The following is an 18,110-nucleotide window of genomic DNA, read 5'->3' as shown; positions in this document are numbered from 1 at the left end:
GCCCGAGGTCACTCACCACCACCGAAAACCCGACGCAGGTTCACCTCGGGTTCGTCCCAGCTGCCGGTTACACTATAAGATGCACTGGTCAGTTTGCTCAACGGGTCACCGAGGATTTTGTCCAGCACGAACAAGGCCCCACCGATCGGCGCACTGGCCCCCATCAGCAACGCGGCCAGTGGCAGGTTCTGCGTCAGCGGCAGCACCACCACCAGCTGCATGTCGAGGGTCTCTTCAACCATGCTGGTGGTGCCGGACAGGCGGAAAGCGCCCGAGGGACCGACCACCTGCAACTCAGGGTCCCAGGTCAGCAATCCCCGGGTCATCACTGCTTTGCCGGAGATGGCATCGAATGCCACGCCCGCTTCATACAGATCCGAGAAATCCAGCTGCAAGCGGCGCCACAGCGTATCCGAGTTCAGAAGATTGAACACCCGGAAAACCTGGGCGGTGTTGTTGCGCTCCAGAATCACACCGTCGTCCAGTCGCAGACTCACTGAACCGCTCAACTCTTCAAGCATGAAACCATTGGGGCGCCCGGGCCAATCCAGATCCAGTTGCATGGCGGTTTTATCATTGCGAAGTGGAATTTCAGAGCCAAACAGGTTGCCAAGGTCCGCGAGTGTTCCGCCGCTGATCTCCCCGACAAAGCGGGTAGTTTCACGGTCGCCGGCAATGCTCCAGATCATTTCGCCGGCGAGACTCAGGGAATTGAGTTCACCTTCGATGCTCTCAACCTGCAAGCGATAGGGTTGCGGGCGCAGAAGGAATGACCAGGCACCCAGTGCCTCGTCGTTCAGCGTCAATTGCGCGATGCGCACATCGATATCCGGCCACTCGCCGATCTCGAGGTTGCGGAAGGCTTCCAATTGCTCGTCAATGCTCAGTTGTTCAGGTTCCGGATCGCCGGGGTCGCCGCCATCACTGAACAGGTGCAGGCTCTCGAAGTCTGCCGTGATCGCCTCGTCACCCTCAGGCAACACCACCCTGGCGACCGCCCTGTCCGACTGGGTATTGATCACCCACCGGTCACCCAGATCACTGGCGGATATGTCGATGTCGGTCAGCAACTGGCGGCCCAGCCAGAGCCGGCTGATACTGATAGCGAGACCGCTGTCACTTCGCAACATATCCAGCGCCAGACGGTTTTCCCACGTCACAGCAATACCGACACCAGTCTCGCGTGCCGGGTCGATAGCAATGCTCAGCGGTGCTTCCTCTTCGGCGGTTTTGGCCAGGGGCTCAGGCCAGTTTACCGATGCGCCTTTCAGATTGGAGCGCAGGGTGACGATCGGGGCACGATGCTTGGCTACGTCCAGCGAGGCGGTGTAATCGGTAACCCCCTCAATGCCGAGGTTTTCCACGCCGTCGTAGCCACTGCGACGGAACAGACCGGGGAAACTGACTTGCCCCCGCTGCTGGATCGTCAGGGCGTCGTCGGCGCCACCTTGCCGGAACGACACCCTCACCGGGCCACCGAGGAACTGTGCCCGCAAGGGGTCACCGGCAAAGCCTGTACGAGTGCTGTAACGAAGCTGTCCTGCAACCTGCTCCCAGACCAGCCCTGCGGCAGCATAAGTGACCTTCCCGTTGTCTGTACCAACGGTGACCTCTACCTGCGGTTGCGTATCGGCCGGCGCTGTTCCAAGCGGCAACGCCAGAGCCAGATCCAGAGTATAATCCCCATCAATACCGACACTGCCTCCCACGCCACCGGCCATTTCCCCCAGCGGACTGTTCTGCAGCCAGTAAGCCACGGCGGAGCCTGGCATACCGGCTTTGGCATCCACTTCCAGAGTCAGGCGATCATTGACCGGGTTAACCCGGACCTCGCTGGGCGACAGCGTCAACTGACCGGTGCGGCCTTCCTCCAGGCTGACGCGAGTGCGGCCACCGTGTATGAACACCTCACCACGGGCATTGTCCACTGCGGGCCAACGCTCATCATAGCGCACACTGGCGTTGTCGAAGCGGTAACGCATGGATGATACAAACGAGCCCTTGGGGGCATCACGATCAATCTGGCCGTGGCCGTAATAGACGCCCTCGGTAATATCCGCCTGGGTAATGGCCGTGGTCAGCCACTGGTAAAGCTCCGGATTGACCACTTTGACCGGCACGAAATCCCCGAGCATGTCGGCCCTGCCATCCCGAACCCCCACCCGCAAGCTGAGGTTATCCTCGCCCCCACGATCCAAGCGCAGATCGAAAGCGCCACCCAGGGAAGTCTGCTCGCCATAGGCCATTTCCAGGCTGTCGGACCAGACCCGGGTGATGTCGCCATCAAGTTGCCAATCCACTTTGCCCTGAAAACGGGACAGCAGCCAGTCTCGACCGAACAGTTTCGGAAAACCCAGCGTCACGTCCCGGCTGTCGGCGTCGACGTACCCATGGCGCGCTGTCATCACCAGTTGTCCGTTCAGACCGCGAACGCCCGGCGCACCGCCATGGGCCGCCACACTGACATCATCCAGCAATGCTGATAGATGGAAGCCGTCATCCGTGTCGTCAGCCAGACGGAACCGGAGATCGTCAAGCTCCCCACCCGGCTGATAATTTTCCAGGGCGTCACGGGCGACAGCCGGCAATAGCCCAACACCGGTAAACACCTGGCTGATGGGACTCAGGGGAACGTCATCGGCGATAATATCTATACCGCCTTCCAGCTGCAGAATCCGGAGACTGAACGGGGAAACCTGGACACCATCCCAGGTCCACTCGAGGTTGGTCAGGTGGATTTCACCGGCGCCGGCCAGGCTCTCCAGATCCGCCGGACTCGCTTCCGTCAACGCCGTCTCACTGCGCCGCCAGCCGAAACGGGTACGAATGGTTTCCAGCGGCGCCAGCGATTGCCTGCCCACGCCGAGTTGCAGGTAGGGCGTTTCCACGGTGCCCGTCGCCTGCTCCAGACGGCCATTGCGGAAGGTCAGCCACGCCTCGCCGCCCAGATCAAAACCCTCGACACGGATATCACGCCAGGCGTATTCGTCAATCAGCCCATCGAACAGCCGGCCAGAATTCACATTCACGTACAGCTGGCCGTTAAACCCCCCTCGGAAAAAACGCTGACCAAGCAGGCTGAAGCTGGCGAGTTGCTGCGTGGTACCGGCCTGCATGGCACGGCCTGAGGCCTGGAAGAGCCCGCGGCGATAGACCAGATTCAGCTGTGGTATGTCGACATAGCGGATTTTGCCGTTGTTGTCCCGAATCCCCAGGTTCACCCGGGTGATTCGCACACTGGGGTCTGACAGCCAGGCACCAGCCAGATCCAGCCACTTTTTCAGATCGTCGGTCACCGGCTCCGGCAGGTCCGCGCCCTCGACCGACACATCACCCGCCACAGTCTGGTTCAGCGTGACTTCGAGACCGTCCGCCTCGAAATCCGCGAATACGATGCGCAGTCGGAAGAGCGAGGCCAGGGTATCCAGGCGGATGCGCAGGTGCTGGAGGGTTCCCACCACCTCTCCTTCCGGCTCGCTGCGGACACTCAGATTGCGGGCTTCAATCGATGGGTCGAGCCAGTTCCAGCTGGAGCGGAGGGCGCCGATGGAGATCTCGTGCCCCAGCTCGGCAGATAGCCGGTTCTCGATATCAGTGCGGAAGTTATCGATGTTCTGGGTCAGCTGTCGGCCAATGCCGGCATACAGTGCCAGCAGCACCAGAGCCGCCAGCAACAGCCACCACACCAGGCCGGCCAGTCTGGATAACAGCCGGACCGAAGTGCTCTCCGGATCCTGTTCGTTACTCATGACTGTCTACAAAAGCACCACGTCATACTGTTCCTGACTGTAGAAGGGTTCTACCTGAAAGCGGATGGTTTTCTCTATGAAGGTTTCCAGGTCCGCGACGTTGTCGGATTCCTCATCCAGCAGCCGGTCCACCACACTCTGGGAGGCCATCACCAGATAACTCTCGGCGTCATAGGCGCGATTTACCCGCAAGATCTCCCGAAACACCTCATAGCAGACGGTCTCGCTGGTTTTGAGGAAGCCACGACCATCGCAAATAGGACAGGGCTCACACAACACCTGGCCCAGGCTCTCGGTGGTGCGCTTGCGCGTCATCTCCACCAATCCCAGTTCCGACACGCCGGTGATCTTGGTCTTGGCGTGGTCCCGCTCCAGCATTTTCTCGAGCATGCGGTGCACCTGGCGCTGGTGCTCCGGATCATCCATGTCGATAAAATCGATAATGATGATGCCACCGAGGTTGCGCAATCTCAGTTGCCGGCTGATCGACCGGGCCGCTTCAAGGTTGGTCTTGAAGATGGTCTCTTCAAGATTGCGATGCCCGACAAACGCCCCGGTGTTGATATCAATGGTGGTCATCGCTTCGGTCTGGTCAATGATCACGTAGCCGCCGGATTTCAGCTGCACTTTGCGGCTCAATGCCTTCTGAATCTCGTCTTCAACGGAATAAAGATCAAAAATCGGGCGTTCACCCGGGTAATACTCCACCTTTTCCGAGAACTCGGTAACAAACTCCTCAACGAAGCCCATAACCCGCTGATAGCTCTCGCGGCTGTCGATGCGGACTTTCTCGGTCTGGGGACGTATCAGATCACGGATGGTGCGGATAAACAGCGGCAGGTCCTGATACACCACCGCGGGCGCCTGTACCCGGGAAATCCGTTCGTGGATCGAATGGCTCAACCGGTGCAGGTAGTTCATGTCGCCGATGAGGTCATCGGAGGCTGCGGCTTCGGCGGCGGTGCGAATGATATAGCCACCCTGCACGTCGGACTCTGCGGCCGCGGCCGTCTCGACGACGGATTTCAACCGCGCCCGCTCGTTTTCGTCTTCAATCCGCTGGGAGATACCAATATGGCTGGTACCGGGCATGAACACCAGATAACGCGACGGGATCGACAGCTGGGTCGTCAGTCGGGCGCCTTTGGTTCCGATCGGATCCTTGGTGACCTGCACCACCAGGGACTGGCCTTCGCGCAGCAGGGTGCGGATGTCAGGAACCACTTTGGGGGTGTCGTTACCATCTTCGGAGGACTGCCCGTTGACCACGTCAGACGCGTGAATGAAGGCTGCCCGCTCCAGGCCGATATCCACGAACGCCGCTTCCATGCCGGGCAACACCCTGACCACTTTGCCCTTGTAGATGTTGCCAACGATACCCTTGCGGCTGGTTCGCTCGATGTAGGCTTCCTGCAACATGCCGTTTTCGACAAGCGCCACCCGCGTTTCGACCGGGGTTACGTTGATCAGTATCTCTTCGCTCATTGTGGTTCCTTTGCAATTGATGCGAGCCAGACCCTGTGGGCTCGTCAGTGCCAGGCTTTCCAGACCGGGTATCCTGCCCGTGACAGCAGCTCGGCCGTTTCCTGGAGCGGCAACCCCACTACGGAACTGTAACTGCCGCGAATCTCCTTCACAAAAATACCACCAAGTCCCTGAATTCCATAACTTCCCGCCTTGTCCATTGGTTCACCGCTGGCCACATAGGCGCGAATTTCCTCATCAGAGAGTGCGCGAAAGGTCACATCGGTGGTGACCACGCGGGCCTCACAGCCTCTGGCCGACGCCAACGCAACAGCGGTCATCACCTGATGCGTCTGCGCAGACAGCCGCGTCAGCGTTGCAACCGCCTCGGTCGCGTCCACAGGCTTGCCAAGAACCTCACCATCCAGCACCACCGTGGTATCAGAGCCGAGAACTAACTGGTTAGAACCCGCGATACCGGCTAACGCTTTCTCGCGGGCCAGGCGCTCAACATAGGCAAGTGGGCGCTCACCGGCCCGCACCGTCTCATCAATACCGACCGGCCGGGACACAAAGGACAGGCCAATCTGCGTCAGCAGCTCAGCGCGTCTTGGGGAGGCGGATGCCAGAACGAGGGTCTGCATGTAATGGTCCTACCCCAGCTTGCGATTGAGGTTATCCAGCAGAACGCAGACCACGGGCCATACCAGGGCACTGGTCAGAGCCGGCCATAAATAGCTGAATCCGGCGTCTTCCCCGCCCAGCATCTGCTTGATGAAGTGCACCAACATCTGGTTGATACCCAGCAGCAGAAACACCATCAGGCATTGCTGAGGCATCGGGTACATGCGCAGCCGCTGATGAATCGTCAGTACCAGAAAGGCAACGAGGGCCATCGCCAAACCGTTGACGCCCAATGGCGTTGCCTCCAGCACATCCAGCGACAGACCAACGCACCAGGCCAGCAGAATGCCGAACTGGGCGGGTGCCCGGAAGGTCCAGTAAAACACCATCAGCCCCAGCCATTCCGGGCGGAACTCGAACCAGCCAATGGGGAACAGTGAAATGCTCAGCACCAGCGAGAGAACGACACTCAGGGCAAAGACCGGATAACTGATTACCGATAACATCAGCGCACCTCGTCCGGGTCGGTTTCAATGCCGACGGCAGGCTGGCCCTGACCATGCTCATTGCCGTCTTCGTCTACCTCGCCTTCCGGGGAAAAAACCACCAGCACCAGTCGGCTCTGATTGAGCCGCGCTTTCGGCGTGGCTTCAATATTCACGAACGGTTCGCCGGATTCCTTGGTGATGTTTTCCACTTCCGCCACCGGGTAGCCTTTCGGGAATCGCCCGCCGAGACCGGAACTGACCAGCAGATCCCCCTCGCGGATGTCGGCGGTGTCCGGCACGTGAACCAGCTCAAGCGCGTTGATATCGCCGTTGCCCAGGAGAATCGCGCGCAGGCCGTTGCGAACCACCTCAACCGGTACGGCGTGGCTGCTGTCGGATACCAGCAAGACCCGCGACGTGAAGCTGCTGGTTTGCTGTACCTGCCCCATCAGCCCGTGGGCATCCAGGATGGCCTGACCGACGGTGACACCGTCCCGGCTGCCTTTATTGATAATGACTTCATGAGAAAACGGGTCGGGCGACACACCAACGATCTCACCGACAATAACGCGGTCATCGAGAACTTCCGAGGAATTCATCAGACGGCGGAGTTCATTGTTTTCCGAGGCCAGCGCGGCGTATTTCAGCGCCCGCCGTTCAAGAATCAGCAGCCGCGCGTTGAGGTCTTCGTTTTCGGCGAGCAGATCGTCCCGGGTGGTAAACAGGCCTTCGATCCAGTTCTGCAACTCGTAGGGGGCATTGCCAAACCAGTGCACCGGCGCCAGCCCGGTACCAATCACGCTGCGAACGGAGGTCAGTTTGTCGAAGCGGGCATCCGCCACGATCAGCACCGCCGAGAGCAGGATCACCAGCAACAGACGCAAGCCGGGTACGGGGCCTTGAACGAAGATGGTTTTAATGGCTGCTACCCCCGCCATTATTGACCAGGCAGATACGACGACCGCCGCAGCGGAGGTCCACTTGCGGCGGTCGGGGGCGGAGGGGCCCTGGCCGGAGTAACGTCAGGCGTAATGCCAGTACCACGGTTTTACCCCTCCTGGGAGAACATTCCGATTCCGCCACGATCGATCACTTCCAGAGCCTTGCCGCCGCCGCGGGCGACGCAGGTCAGCGGATCTTCAGCAATGATCACCGGTAGCCCGGTTTCCTCGCTGATCAGCTTGTCCAGCCCGCGGAGCAAGGCGCCACCACCGGTCAGCACAATGCCGCGCTCGGCGATGTCGGAAGCGAGTTCCGGTGGGGACTGTTCCAGCGCGCTCTTTACCGTCTGAACGATCTGAGCCAGGGATTCCTGCAGGGCGTCGAGGATTTCCTCACTGTTCAGGGTGAAGGCTCGGGGAACACCTTCCGCCAGGTTGCGGCCGCGCACGTCGATTTCACGGATTTCGAGGCCTTCGTAGGCGCAGCCGATCTCGTGCTTGATGCGCTCGGCGGTGGAATCGCCGATCAGACTGCCATAATTGCGACGCACATAGGTCACGATGGCTTCGTCAAACTTGTCACCCCCTACCCGCACGGATTCAGCGTAAACAATGCCGTTCAGGGAGATAATGGCGATTTCGGTGGTGCCACCGCCAATGTCGACGATCATGGAGCCGCTGGCTTCCTCGACCGGCAGGCCAGCGCCAATAGCGGCGGCCATAGGCTCTTCGATGAGGAACACTTCACGGGCGCCGGCACCAAGAGCTGACTCGCGGATGGCCTTGCGCTCTACCTGAGTGGACTTACTCGGCACGCACACCAGTACTCGTGGGCTCGGTGTAATAAAGCTGTTCTCGTGCACTTTGTGAATAAAGTGCTGGAGCATTTTCTCGGTGACCACGAAGTCGGCGATCACGCCGTCTTTCATCGGGCGGATGGCGGTAATGTTCCCCGGGGTGCGTCCCAGCATGCGCTTGGCTTCGGCGCCGACTGCAGCCACCATCTTCTGGGAACCACTGGTGCGAATGGCCACAACAGAAGGCTCATTCAGCACAATTCCGCGCTCGCGCACGTAAATAAGGGTGTTGGCGGTGCCCAGGTCGATGGACAGGTCGCTTGAGAATAAGCCTCGGAGTCTTTTGATCAACATTCGTGTAGTTTCAACCTGAGAGTTGCAGTCGCAGAAAAGATGCGGCAACTTTAGCAGTGAGCACCCCTGCAGGCAAGGCACGATCGGGCCCTGAGCCTGTCAGTTAACACTTTGCCACAAAAACCTACACCCTCCCGCTGATGTCGGAATCTGTTACCATATCGCCTTTATTTTGACTGTCGGCGCACGAGCCGCCGGGAATCACCTTTCCGAAACACGCTGTGAATACGTCCCTGTGCGCTTGGGCTCCGCCATCCCTGGCTCCGCACAGTTTCGGAAAGGTGATTACCGGCAGCTCCCAAACTCTGAGTTGCGCTCAACTTAAGTTACTGAAATTTCACCTACCCTGGGAGGCAATGTGACCATTTCCCGCAAGGACATTGAGAAAGTCGCCGTGCTCGCCCGCATTCGCGTGGACGAAGAGCAGGTGTCGGCGCTTGAGAAAGATCTGGGTAATATCCTGGACCTGGTTGACCAGCTGGCAGCAGCGGACACTGCCAACGTGGAGCCCCTGGCTCACCCCCTGGATGCAGTGCAGCGCCTGCGCGCAGATGAGGTGACGGAGTCCAACCAACGGGAGGCCTTCCAGGCCATAGCGCCGGCGACCGAGAACGGCCTGTACCTTGTGCCTCGGGTCATCGAGTAAGCAAAGACAACTGAGTGATCGGACGAACAGCGACTCAAGCAGGACGTAACATGCATAACAAATCGGTAGCAGAGCTCTCCCGGGAACTGGAAAGCGGCAAGATTTCCAGTGTAGAGCTCACCCAGCAGTTTCTTGACCGCATCAAGCGCGAAGACGGTCAGTTCAACAGTTTTATTACGGTCACTGAAGAGCAGGCCCTGGCGGACGCCAAAGCGGCGGACGAGCAACGGGCGGCGGGCAATGCCACTCTCTGGACCGGGGTGCCGTTTGCCCACAAGGACATTTTCTGCACCACCGGCGTGCGCACCACCTGCGGCTCAAAGATGCTCGAGAACTTCGTTCCGCCCTACGACGCCACGGTCACGGAAAACTTCCGCAACGCCGGTGCCGTTTGCCTGGGCAAGACCAATATGGACGAATTCGCCATGGGGTCGTCCACCGAGTCCAGCTACTTTGGCGCAACCACCAACCCCTGGGGGCTGAGCCAGGGCGATAAACGGGTTCCGGGCGGCTCTTCTGGCGGTTCTGCCGCGGCGGTGGCGGCGCGGCTGGTGCCAGCGGCGACGGCAACAGACACCGGCGGTTCCATCCGCCAGCCGGCGGCACTGTGTGGCATTACCGGCCTGAAGCCCACCTATGGCCGCGTTTCCCGCTACGGCATGATCGCCTTCGCCTCCAGCCTGGACCAGGGCGGCACCATGGCGCGCACCGCTGAAGACAACGCGCTGATGCTGAATGTGATGGCCGGCTATGACCCGAAGGATTCCACCTCGGTGGACCGTGAGGTGCCGGATTACACCGCCACCCTGAACGAGCCTTTGAAAGGCCTGCGCATCGGGCTGCCGAAAGAGTATTTCAGTGACCAGCTGAGCCCGGCGATGGAACAACAGGTTCGCAACGCGGTGAAGGAATACGAAAAGCTCGGCGCGACAGTTAAAGAAGTGTCGTTGCCGAACGCCCGACTGGCGATTGCCGCCTATTACGTGATCGCGCCGGCGGAAGCCTCCGCCAACCTGTCGCGGTTTGACGGCGCCCGCTATGGCTACCGCTGTGCCGATCCGAAAGACCTCATGGATATGTACACCCGCACCCGGGCCGAGGGCTTTGGCGCCGAGGTGAAGCGACGGATTCTGGTGGGCACCTACGCCCTGTCCGCCGGTTACTTCGATGCTTATTACCTCAAGGCACAGAAGGTTCGCCGCCTGATCCAGCAGGATTTCGTCAACGCCTTCAAGGACGTGGACGTACTGATGAGCCCGACCACGCCATCTCCGGCGTTCATTCAGGGTGAGAAGACCAACGATCCGGTCACCATGTACCTGGAAGATGTGTTCACCATCGCCGTCAACCTGGCGGGCGTACCGGCCATGTCGGTGCCGGCCGGCTTTGTAGACGGCCTGCCGGTGGGACTGCAGATGATCGGGGATTATTTCTCCGAAGCCCGCTTGCTGAACGCCGCCCACCTATTCCAGCAGGCAACCGACTGGCACCAGCGTGAAGCGCAATAAGCCCGAGACAGGAGAATGAGTATGCAGTGGGACATTGTGATCGGGCTGGAAATCCACGTTCAGCTCGCCACCAAGACCAAGATCTTTTCCGGCTCGAGCACCGCCTACGGCGCCGAGCCCAACACCCAGGCCAGCGCCGTTGACCTGGCCATGCCGGGCACCTTACCGGTTCCGAACGAGCAGGCATTCCGCTACGCGGTGATGTTCGGTCTGGCGGTCAACGCCGACATCGAACGGCGCTCGGTGTTCGAGCGCAAGAATTACTTTTATCCGGACCTGCCCAAGGGCTACCAGACCACCCAGCTGGAGCGCCCCATTGTCGGCCCGGGCTACGTCGACCTGGACCTGGCCGGCGGCAAAACCAAGCGGGTGCGCATTCACCACGCCCACCTGGAAGAGGACGCGGGAAAATCCCTGCACGAAGACTTCCACGGCATGACCGGTATCGACCTGAACCGCGCCGGCACTCCGCTGATCGAGGTGGTCACAGAACCGGACATGACCAACGCGGAAGAAGCGGTAGCATTTGCTAAAAAGCTGCACGGCATCGTGACCTCGCTGGGCATCTGCGACGGCGACATGTCCCAGGGCTCCATGCGTTTTGATGTGAACATTTCACTCAAGCCCAAAGGCTCCGACACTCTGGGCACCCGCACCGAAACCAAGAACCTGAACTCCTTCCGCTTCATGGAGCAGGCCATCGCCCATGAAGTGGAACGGCAGATGGACATCCTCGAGGACGGCGGCACGATTATTCAGGAAACCCGCCTGTACAACGGGGACCGGGACGAATCCCGCTCCATGCGGACCAAGGAAGAAGCCAACGATTACCGCTATTTCCCCTGCCCCGACCTGTTGCCGGTGGAAATCGACGAATCGTTCATTGAGGAGGCCCGCAACAGCCTTCCGGAACTGCCGGACGCACGCAAGGCGCGCTTCATGGAGCATTACGGCCTCAACGACTACGACGCAGGCCTGCTCGCCGGCGATTCGAAACTTGCGGCGTTCTTCGAGGAAGCGGTCAGCCACGGTAAAGACGCCAAACTGACATCCAACTGGATTCAGGGTGAATTCTCCGCACGGCTGAATGCCGAGGAGAAATCGGTCGCCGAATCCCCCATTACCGGCGCTCAGCTCGGCGACCTGGTGGTGCGCATTGCCGACAACACGATTTCCTCCGCCGGCGCGAAGAAGGTGTTTGAAGCCCTCTGGTCCGGTGAAAATGACAACGTTGACGCCATCATCGATGCCAAGGGACTGAAGCAGGTATCCGACACCGGCGCGCTGGAGTCGATGGTCGATGAAGTGCTCGCTGGCATGCCGGATCAGGTGGCTCAATACCAGAACGAGGACGATCCCAAGAAGCGCAAGAAGATGCTCGGCGGGTTTATGGGCCCACTGATGAAGGCGTCCAAGGGACAGGGGAATCCGAAGCTGTTTAACGAGATTCTGGTTAAGAAGCTCGGGGGGTAAGTGGTTCGGCCTGGGTCTTGCGTTCACGGCACGGACCCAGCCTGTTTGTTTTGCGGGAGGGCCTTGGCTGGACTATAACTGCGAAGACCGAAGGGTGTGTTTGCTGCCCCTCCCCGAAGCAAACAGGCCAGGAGCCCAGGTCAGAAGCTACCCGACAAGCCGACCCCATAGATCATGCTCATCCGCATGCTCAACAACCACCTGAACCATCTGCCCAGGCACCAGATCGGTCTCGTCGTTGAGGTAAACCATGCCGTCAATCTCCGGCGCATCCGCCTTCGAACGGCCAATGGCACCTTCTTCGTCCACCTCGTCAATCAGCACATCAATGGTCTTGCCAATCTTGGCCTGCAGGCGAGCGGCTGAAATCTCGGCCTGCTTCTCCATGAACCGGGCCAGGCGCTCTTCTTTTACTTCCTCAGGCACTGCACCTTCGATCTCGTTGGCCTTGGCACCTTCCACCGGGCTGTATTTGAACGCCCCCACGCGGTCCAGTTGCGCCTCGTCCAACCAGTCCAGCAAATACTGGAAGTCTTCCTCGGTTTCGCCCGGGAAGCCGACAATGAAGGTGGAGCGGATGGTCAGCTCGGGGCAGATCTCACGCCACTTGCGGATGCGGTCCAGAGTCTTGCTGTCATGGGCCGGGCGCTTCATGGCCTTGAGCACTTTCGGGCTGGCGTGCTGGAACGGGATGTCCAGGTACGGCAGGATCTTGCCTTCTGCCATCAGCGGAATCACATCATCCACGTGGGGATACGGGTAAACATAGTGCAAACGCACCCACACACCCATCTCACCCAGCGCTTCACACAGCGACTGCATTTTGGTTTTCAGCGGCCGGCCCTGCCAGAAACCGGTGCGGTATTTGGTGTCCACGCCGTAGGCTGAGGTGTCCTGGGAGATCACCAGCAGCTCTTTGACCCCGGCATCCACCAGGCGCTGGGCCTCGTCCATGACATCACCGATGGGGCGGCTCACCAGATCGCCGCGCATGGACGGGATGATGCAGAAGGTGCAACGGTGATTGCAGCCCTCGGAAATCTTGAGGTAGGCATAGTGCCGCGGGGTCAGTTTCACGCCCTGGGGCGGGACCAGATCAGTGAACGGGTCGTGCTCGCGCCTGGGCGGCACGAACTGGTGAACCGCACCAACTACCTCTTCATAAGCATGGGGGCCGGACACCGCCAGAACCCCGGGATGGGTCTCGCGGATCTTGTCTGCCTCAACACCCATGCACCCGGTGACGATCACTTTGCCGTTTTCGTTGATAGCCTCGCCGATGGCGTCGAGGGATTCCTGCTTGGCCGCGTCTATGAACCCGCAGGTGTTAACCACCACAATGTCGGCGTCGTTGTAGGTTGGAACAACGTCGTAGCCGTCGAGCCTGAGCTGGGTGAGGATACGCTCGGAATCGACCAGGGCCTTGGGACATCCAAGGCTGATGAAGCCGACTTTGCCGTTGCCGGTGACTGGGGTTTGGGGGTGATCTGTCATAAACGCGTTCGGAGTCCTGGGGCGTGATGCCCACCGATGAATTAAGGTAGACAGTTTACCCCAGCCCGCCCGGGGCCTGAAGCAAAACCAGGGGAAAAGCGCCATCAGCGCTTGCGAACTCGCCTGCAGTGAACTTTGATTTTTGACGGAACGTTCACAAATTCTTCATAAAACTGCCACTAACGGCGACAGGCATCTTGCTGATCACTAATTAAACAACTAGACTTTCAGTTGGTTATAGCTGAAAACGACCGAATCAGAAGAGCCAGAATGAAAACAGTTGCCGTAAAATCGAATCTACGCAATCAACAACGCGTCGATGTCTCGACTCAAGTCACGATCGAGAGACACGACGGCTGCTGTCTCGACTGCACGATTTCAAACCTCTCTCGCACTGGCCTGATGATTTCGTGCAGCCAGGAGCTGGTGAAAGAGCTGGTGCCCGGCCAGAAAGCCCCGGTCCCAGGCAGCTGGATTCCGGTAAAAGCGCGGTTCTCCGTGCCCGTAGTGGCGACTCAGCCTGTGGCGGTGATCGCTGACGGCAACATCGTTCACATGCGCCGCATTGCGCGCGACGAGTATCAGGTGGGCATCCAGTTCGCCGAATTCGAGGGTAACGGGTACGATTACGTGGATCGGTACGTCAGTACCCTGCTGTCGTCCGCCGCGTCCCTGTCCTGAGGTCCCGGCTCTGGTTGCATAGAACCGCGAACATGCTCCCGATATATTCTTATAGCACCAAACTCTAGTTGGACACCTTCTTATACCCTAATCGCCTCTGGTATGATTGCGCTATTCACACGCAAAGCCCATTCGGTTCGCAAGGCGGCAACAGAGTATAATGACCACATACAACCTGACCCATCTCAAGCAGCTGGAAGCTGAAAGCATCCACATCATTCGGGAGGTCGCGGCTGAGTTCGACAACCCGGTGATGCTCTACTCCATCGGCAAGGACTCCGCGGTCATGCTGCATCTGGCGAGGAAGGCGTTCTACCCCGGCACGCCACCGTTTCCCCTGATGCACGTGGACACCACCTGGAAGTTCCGGGACATGATCGACTTCCGCGACCGCAAGGTGAAGGAATACGGTCTGGACCTGATCGTTCATAAGAACGAGGATGGCATCAAACAGGGTATCGGTCCGTTCACCCACGGCAGCGCCAAGCATACCGATGTGATGAAAACCCAGTCCCTGAAGCAGGCCCTGGACAAGTATAAATTCGATGCCGCCTTCGGTGGCGCCCGTCGGGACGAAGAGAAATCCCGCGCCAAAGAGCGCGTGTACTCCTTCCGTGACGAATACCATCGCTGGGATCCCAAGAACCAGCGGCCGGAACTCTGGAACACCTACAACGGCAAGATCAACAAGGGCGAAAGCATCCGCGTATTCCCGCTCTCCAACTGGACCGAGCTGGATATCTGGCAGTACATCTACCTTGAAAACATCGAGATTGTTCCCCTGTACTACTCCGCTGTGCGCCCCGTGGTTGAACGGGACGGCACGCTGATCATGGTGGACGACGATCGCATGCCTCTGAAGGAAGGCGAAAAGCCGATGATGAAATCCATCCGCTTCCGCACCCTGGGCTGCTATCCCCTCACCGGCGCGATCGAGTCTGAGGCCACCACGCTGCCTGACATCATTCAGGAAATGCTGCTGGCCACCAGCTCCGAGCGTCAGGGTCGCGTGATCGACCACGATTCAGCCGGCTCCATGGAACAGAAAAAGCGGGAAGGGTACTTCTAAGATGTCACACCAGTCTGATCTGATCGCCGAAGACATTCAGGCCTACCTGAAGCAACACGAGAACAAGGAACTGCTGCGTCTACTGACCTGCGGCAGTGTTGATGATGGCAAGAGCACCCTGATCGGTCGCCTGCTCCACGACACCAAGATGATCTATGAAGATCATATGGCCAGCCTGAAAACCGACAGTGCGAAGATGGGCACCACCGGTGAGAAGCTCGACCTGGCGCTGCTGGTGGACGGCCTGCAGGCAGAACGCGAGCAGGGCATCACCATTGATGTAGCCTACCGCTATTTCTCCACCGACAAGCGCAAGTTCATCATTGCCGATACACCGGGTCATGAGCAGTACACCCGCAACATGGCCACCGGCGCCTCGACCGCGCAAGTAGCGATCCTGATGATCGATGCCCGTCACGGTGTGCTGACCCAGACCCGCAGGCACTCCTTCATCGCCTCGCTGCTGGGCATTCGCCACATTGTCGTGGCCGTCAACAAGATGGACCTGGTGGATTTCAGCGAGGAGCGTTTCAACGAAATCAAGGACGAATACCTGGCCTTTGCCACCAAGCTCGGCCTGAAGGATATCCGTTTCGTGCCGATCTCGGCCCTGGAAGGCGACAACGTGGTCAACCGGAGTGAAAGCACGCCTTGGTTCACTGGCCAACCGCTGATGGAAATTCTGGAAACAGTGGAAGTCTCCCGCGACAAGGATCTGGAGCATTTCCGCTTCCCGGTGCAGTTTGTTAATCGTCCCAACCTCGATTTCCGGGGATTCTGCGGTACCGTTGCCTCCGGCGTTGTCCGCCCGGGTGACAAAGTGATGGCCCTGCCCTCGCGTCGCACCAGTACCGTGAAGGAAATCGTCACCTTTGAAGGCAACGTTGAAGAGGCCTACATCGACCAGGCCGTCACCCTGACGCTGACCGATGAGATCGACGTCAGTCGTGGTGACATGCTGGTCAAGGCCGAAGACGAGCCGGAAGTGGGCAACCGCTTCAACGCCAACATCGTGTGGATGACCGATGCACCGCTGGAAACCGGACGCCTTTACGACATCAAGCTGGGCCCGACGTTCACCTCCGGTACGGTCAAGAAGATCCACCACCAGACCGACGTAAACACGCTGGATCAGAACGCCAACCCGGCGGCTCTGGAACTGAATGAGATCGGCCTGTGCGAACTGACCCTGAGCCAGCCGGTGGCCTTCGATGCCTACCCGCGCAATCATGCTACGGGCAGTTTTATCGTCATTGACCGTTTGAGCAACGTCACGGTGGGCGCGGGCATGATCGCCGGTACCGCCAGTGACGTGGAATCTCTCGAACCGGTCAGCATGGATGAGCGGGCACGCCGCCTGGCTCAGAAACCGGCCATCATTGCCTGCAGCGGCAAGCAGGCCCAGGCCCTCGCGCTGGCGGTGGAACGCGCACTGTTTGATCAGGGCAAGACCACCGTGGTGCTCAGCGAGGACAACGCCGGTGGCCCGGATGACCGGCGCCGTACCGCCCAGTTGCTCTCTGCCAACGGCCTGATCGCCATTGCAGTGAATCTGGGCACCGATGTGGCGAACGCCGCGGTATTCGCTGACAGCGATCAGGACATCCCCGCTGCCGTAAATGAGTTGGTGCAGGATCTGGTTCGCAGCAAGCGGATATAACGTCTGGGCTCAGCGCCCCGAAAATCGGTACAATGCCAAGCCCTGAAGGTCAGCCCTCAGGGCTTTGTTTTTTTATTAACCAGGGAAAAGCGATTTCATGGCCATCAAGCAGCTTCGCACTCTTTTCGCCAGCCAGTATCAGCCCGGACAACCGGCACGGATTCGCCCCGGCGAGGTCCTGTCTGAGCCAGGTGGCGACTATGAGGGTCTTCACAAGCAGATGAAGCGCCTGTTCAACACCAAGCCGGGCAAGAAATACGGCCGCTTTTCCGACGATATCGGCGAAAGTCCGTTCAGCAGCTGGCTGAAGGATTACCTCGAGGACAAACAGTCCTTTACCGCCCTCACCGACCGCCTGTTCGGGCAATGGCAGGAACTTCTGAACGGCGCCCAGGAGGAATTCGAGGGGCATCTGATGATCGTGCACGAAGCCCTGGCGGACTCCGAAGTGGTCTACCTGCTGGTGATGGAAAACGACAGCGCCATGCGCTTTGACGCCAAACAGACCCTCGACGCTACCGATATCCTCAGCCTGTCACGCCTGAACCTGGCGGTGCGCATCGAACTGGACGACTGGCGTGGAGAAAATCCCGGTGAGAACTACCTGACCCTGGTTCATTCCCGCGGCACCGGTGAAGGCGGCGACCTGTTCATCAAGTTGTGCGGCTTCACCAACCAGGTTGACGTGGAAAAGGAAACCCTCACGTTTCTGGACGCGGTGGAAGCTTTCGCGAAATCCTCTGAGCCGGAAGAAGCCGGCAAGGTACGTGCCCGCGCCTACGAATTCTGCAAGGAACAGCACGCACTGGGCGAACCGGTCGCCATTGAGGCGCTCTCCGGTTATCTGGACGAGAACCAGCCCCAGCGCTTCAAGGATTTCGCGTCCCAGACCGCCGAGCTTCCAGAAAGCGGCGTACTGCACCCGGATCATCGCAAGGTGAAGAAGCTGGTCCGCATTGCGGGATCCGGTGGCGGCATGAGCGTGTCCTTCTCTTCCGACCTGGTGAACCAGGCCATCTATTACGACAAGGACAAAGACGCACTGACCATCACCAGGCTTCCCAAAGCCCTGCGCGAGCAGTTGCAGCGCTACCTGGAAGATCGCAGCTAGAATTCGATCCTGAAATGTGACAGGGACAAGTCACGTTTCGCGGGATTCCGC

Annotated in this window: 14 protein-coding genes; 7 read left to right on the top strand and 7 right to left on the bottom strand. The window is 59.4% G+C overall.

Translation table 11 applies throughout. The features are described from left to right. Nucleotides 1-8 precede the first annotated feature (8 nt). The 6 genes from R0125_RS04155 to R0125_RS04130 all read right to left on the bottom strand — a co-directional run bounded on the left by R0125_RS04155 (nucleotide 9) and on the right by R0125_RS04130 (nucleotide 8,414). Complete coding sequence (locus R0125_RS04155; RefSeq protein WP_317237238.1) at nucleotides 9-3,749, bottom strand: YhdP family protein; 3,741 nt, start codon at nucleotides 3,747-3,749, stop codon at nucleotides 9-11. A 6-nt stretch (nucleotides 3,750-3,755) separates the two neighbouring features. After that, complete coding sequence (gene rng / locus R0125_RS04150) at nucleotides 3,756-5,234, bottom strand: ribonuclease G (protein WP_248182939.1); 1,479 nt, start codon at nucleotides 5,232-5,234, stop codon at nucleotides 3,756-3,758. Nucleotides 5,235-5,278: 44 nt separating this feature from the next. Next, on the bottom strand, nucleotides 5,279-5,857 hold the full coding sequence (locus R0125_RS04145) for a Maf family protein (protein WP_317237237.1): 579 nt from the start codon (nucleotides 5,855-5,857) through the stop codon (nucleotides 5,279-5,281). A gap of 9 nt (nucleotides 5,858-5,866) precedes the next feature. Then, entirely contained in the window at nucleotides 5,867-6,343 is a 477-nt protein-coding gene (gene mreD, locus R0125_RS04140; protein WP_248182937.1) for a rod shape-determining protein MreD, read from the bottom strand. After that, nucleotides 6,343-7,263, bottom strand: coding sequence for a rod shape-determining protein MreC (gene mreC, locus R0125_RS04135; protein WP_317237236.1), 921 nt, complete (start codon nucleotides 7,261-7,263; stop codon nucleotides 6,343-6,345). Before mreC ends, mreD begins: the two co-directional genes overlap by 1 nt. A gap of 110 nt (nucleotides 7,264-7,373) precedes the next feature. Further along, on the bottom strand, nucleotides 7,374-8,414 hold the full coding sequence (locus tag R0125_RS04130; RefSeq protein ID WP_070973515.1) for a rod shape-determining protein: 1,041 nt from the start codon (nucleotides 8,412-8,414) through the stop codon (nucleotides 7,374-7,376). Between the two features lie 361 nt (nucleotides 8,415-8,775). On the opposite strand from R0125_RS04130, the gene gatC reads away from it, so the two are divergent. Genes gatC through gatB form a run of 3 tightly spaced genes read left to right on the top strand, consistent with a single transcriptional unit; the run spans nucleotide 8,776 to nucleotide 12,044 of the window. Beyond that, nucleotides 8,776-9,063: an Asp-tRNA(Asn)/Glu-tRNA(Gln) amidotransferase subunit GatC gene (gene gatC, locus R0125_RS04125; protein WP_248182934.1), complete on the top strand. Its 288-nt coding sequence runs from the start codon at nucleotides 8,776-8,778 to the stop codon at nucleotides 9,061-9,063. 50 nt (nucleotides 9,064-9,113) lie between these two features. Then, entirely contained in the window at nucleotides 9,114-10,571 is a 1,458-nt protein-coding gene (gene gatA, locus R0125_RS04120; RefSeq protein WP_248182932.1) for an Asp-tRNA(Asn)/Glu-tRNA(Gln) amidotransferase subunit GatA, read from the top strand. A gap of 21 nt (nucleotides 10,572-10,592) precedes the next feature. Continuing rightward, entirely contained in the window at nucleotides 10,593-12,044 is a 1,452-nt protein-coding gene (gene gatB / locus R0125_RS04115) for an Asp-tRNA(Asn)/Glu-tRNA(Gln) amidotransferase subunit GatB (RefSeq protein WP_317237235.1), read from the top strand. A gap of 147 nt (nucleotides 12,045-12,191) precedes the next feature. On the opposite strand, the gene rimO is transcribed toward gatB, so the two are convergent. Further along, nucleotides 12,192-13,538: a 30S ribosomal protein S12 methylthiotransferase RimO gene (gene rimO / locus R0125_RS04110; RefSeq protein WP_248182929.1), complete on the bottom strand. Its 1,347-nt coding sequence runs from the start codon at nucleotides 13,536-13,538 to the stop codon at nucleotides 12,192-12,194. Nucleotides 13,539-13,808: 270 nt separating this feature from the next. On the opposite strand from rimO, the gene R0125_RS04105 reads away from it, so the two are divergent. The 4 genes from R0125_RS04105 to R0125_RS04090 all read left to right on the top strand — a co-directional run bounded on the left by R0125_RS04105 (nucleotide 13,809) and on the right by R0125_RS04090 (nucleotide 18,059). Beyond that, entirely contained in the window at nucleotides 13,809-14,219 is a 411-nt protein-coding gene (locus R0125_RS04105; RefSeq protein ID WP_248182928.1) for a PilZ domain-containing protein, read from the top strand. 160 nt (nucleotides 14,220-14,379) lie between these two features. Next, nucleotides 14,380-15,288 (top strand): sulfate adenylyltransferase subunit CysD, encoded by a 909-nt coding sequence (cysD, locus tag R0125_RS04100; protein WP_248182927.1) that lies wholly within the window; start codon nucleotides 14,380-14,382, stop codon nucleotides 15,286-15,288. A 1-nt stretch (nucleotide 15,289) separates the two neighbouring features. Continuing rightward, nucleotides 15,290-16,948: a sulfate adenylyltransferase subunit CysN gene (gene cysN, locus R0125_RS04095; RefSeq protein WP_317237234.1), complete on the top strand. Its 1,659-nt coding sequence runs from the start codon at nucleotides 15,290-15,292 to the stop codon at nucleotides 16,946-16,948. Nucleotides 16,949-17,045: 97 nt separating this feature from the next. After that, on the top strand, nucleotides 17,046-18,059 hold the full coding sequence (locus R0125_RS04090; RefSeq protein ID WP_248182925.1) for a nucleoid-associated protein: 1,014 nt from the start codon (nucleotides 17,046-17,048) through the stop codon (nucleotides 18,057-18,059). The last annotated feature ends 51 nt before the right edge of the window (nucleotides 18,060-18,110 follow it).

Source organism: Marinobacter sp. M-5, from assembly GCF_032911545.1.
Lineage (GTDB): Bacteria > Pseudomonadota > Gammaproteobacteria > Pseudomonadales > Oleiphilaceae > Marinobacter > Marinobacter goseongensis.
This window is presented reverse-complemented; position numbering and strand designations above follow the sequence as displayed.

Coding starts and splice junctions, on each gene's coding strand:
- R0125_RS04090 (WP_248182925.1), top strand. CDS start 17,046: ATGGCCATCAAGCAGCTTCGCACTCTTTTCGCCAGCCAGTATCAGCCC.
- R0125_RS04155 (WP_317237238.1), bottom strand. CDS start 3,749: ATGAGTAACGAACAGGATCCGGAGAGCACTTCGGTCCGGCTGTTATCC.
- R0125_RS04145 (WP_317237237.1), bottom strand. CDS start 5,857: ATGCAGACCCTCGTTCTGGCATCCGCCTCCCCAAGACGCGCTGAGCTG.
- mreC (WP_317237236.1), bottom strand. CDS start 7,263: ATGGCGGGGGTAGCAGCCATTAAAACCATCTTCGTTCAAGGCCCCGTA.
- gatB (WP_317237235.1), top strand. CDS start 10,593: ATGCAGTGGGACATTGTGATCGGGCTGGAAATCCACGTTCAGCTCGCC.
- cysN (WP_317237234.1), top strand. CDS start 15,290: ATGTCACACCAGTCTGATCTGATCGCCGAAGACATTCAGGCCTACCTG.
- rimO (WP_248182929.1), bottom strand. CDS start 13,538: ATGACAGATCACCCCCAAACCCCAGTCACCGGCAACGGCAAAGTCGGC.
- mreD (WP_248182937.1), bottom strand. CDS start 6,343: ATGTTATCGGTAATCAGTTATCCGGTCTTTGCCCTGAGTGTCGTTCTC.
- R0125_RS04105 (WP_248182928.1), top strand. CDS start 13,809: ATGAAAACAGTTGCCGTAAAATCGAATCTACGCAATCAACAACGCGTC.
- gatA (WP_248182932.1), top strand. CDS start 9,114: ATGCATAACAAATCGGTAGCAGAGCTCTCCCGGGAACTGGAAAGCGGC.
- cysD (WP_248182927.1), top strand. CDS start 14,380: ATGACCACATACAACCTGACCCATCTCAAGCAGCTGGAAGCTGAAAGC.
- rng (WP_248182939.1), bottom strand. CDS start 5,234: ATGAGCGAAGAGATACTGATCAACGTAACCCCGGTCGAAACGCGGGTG.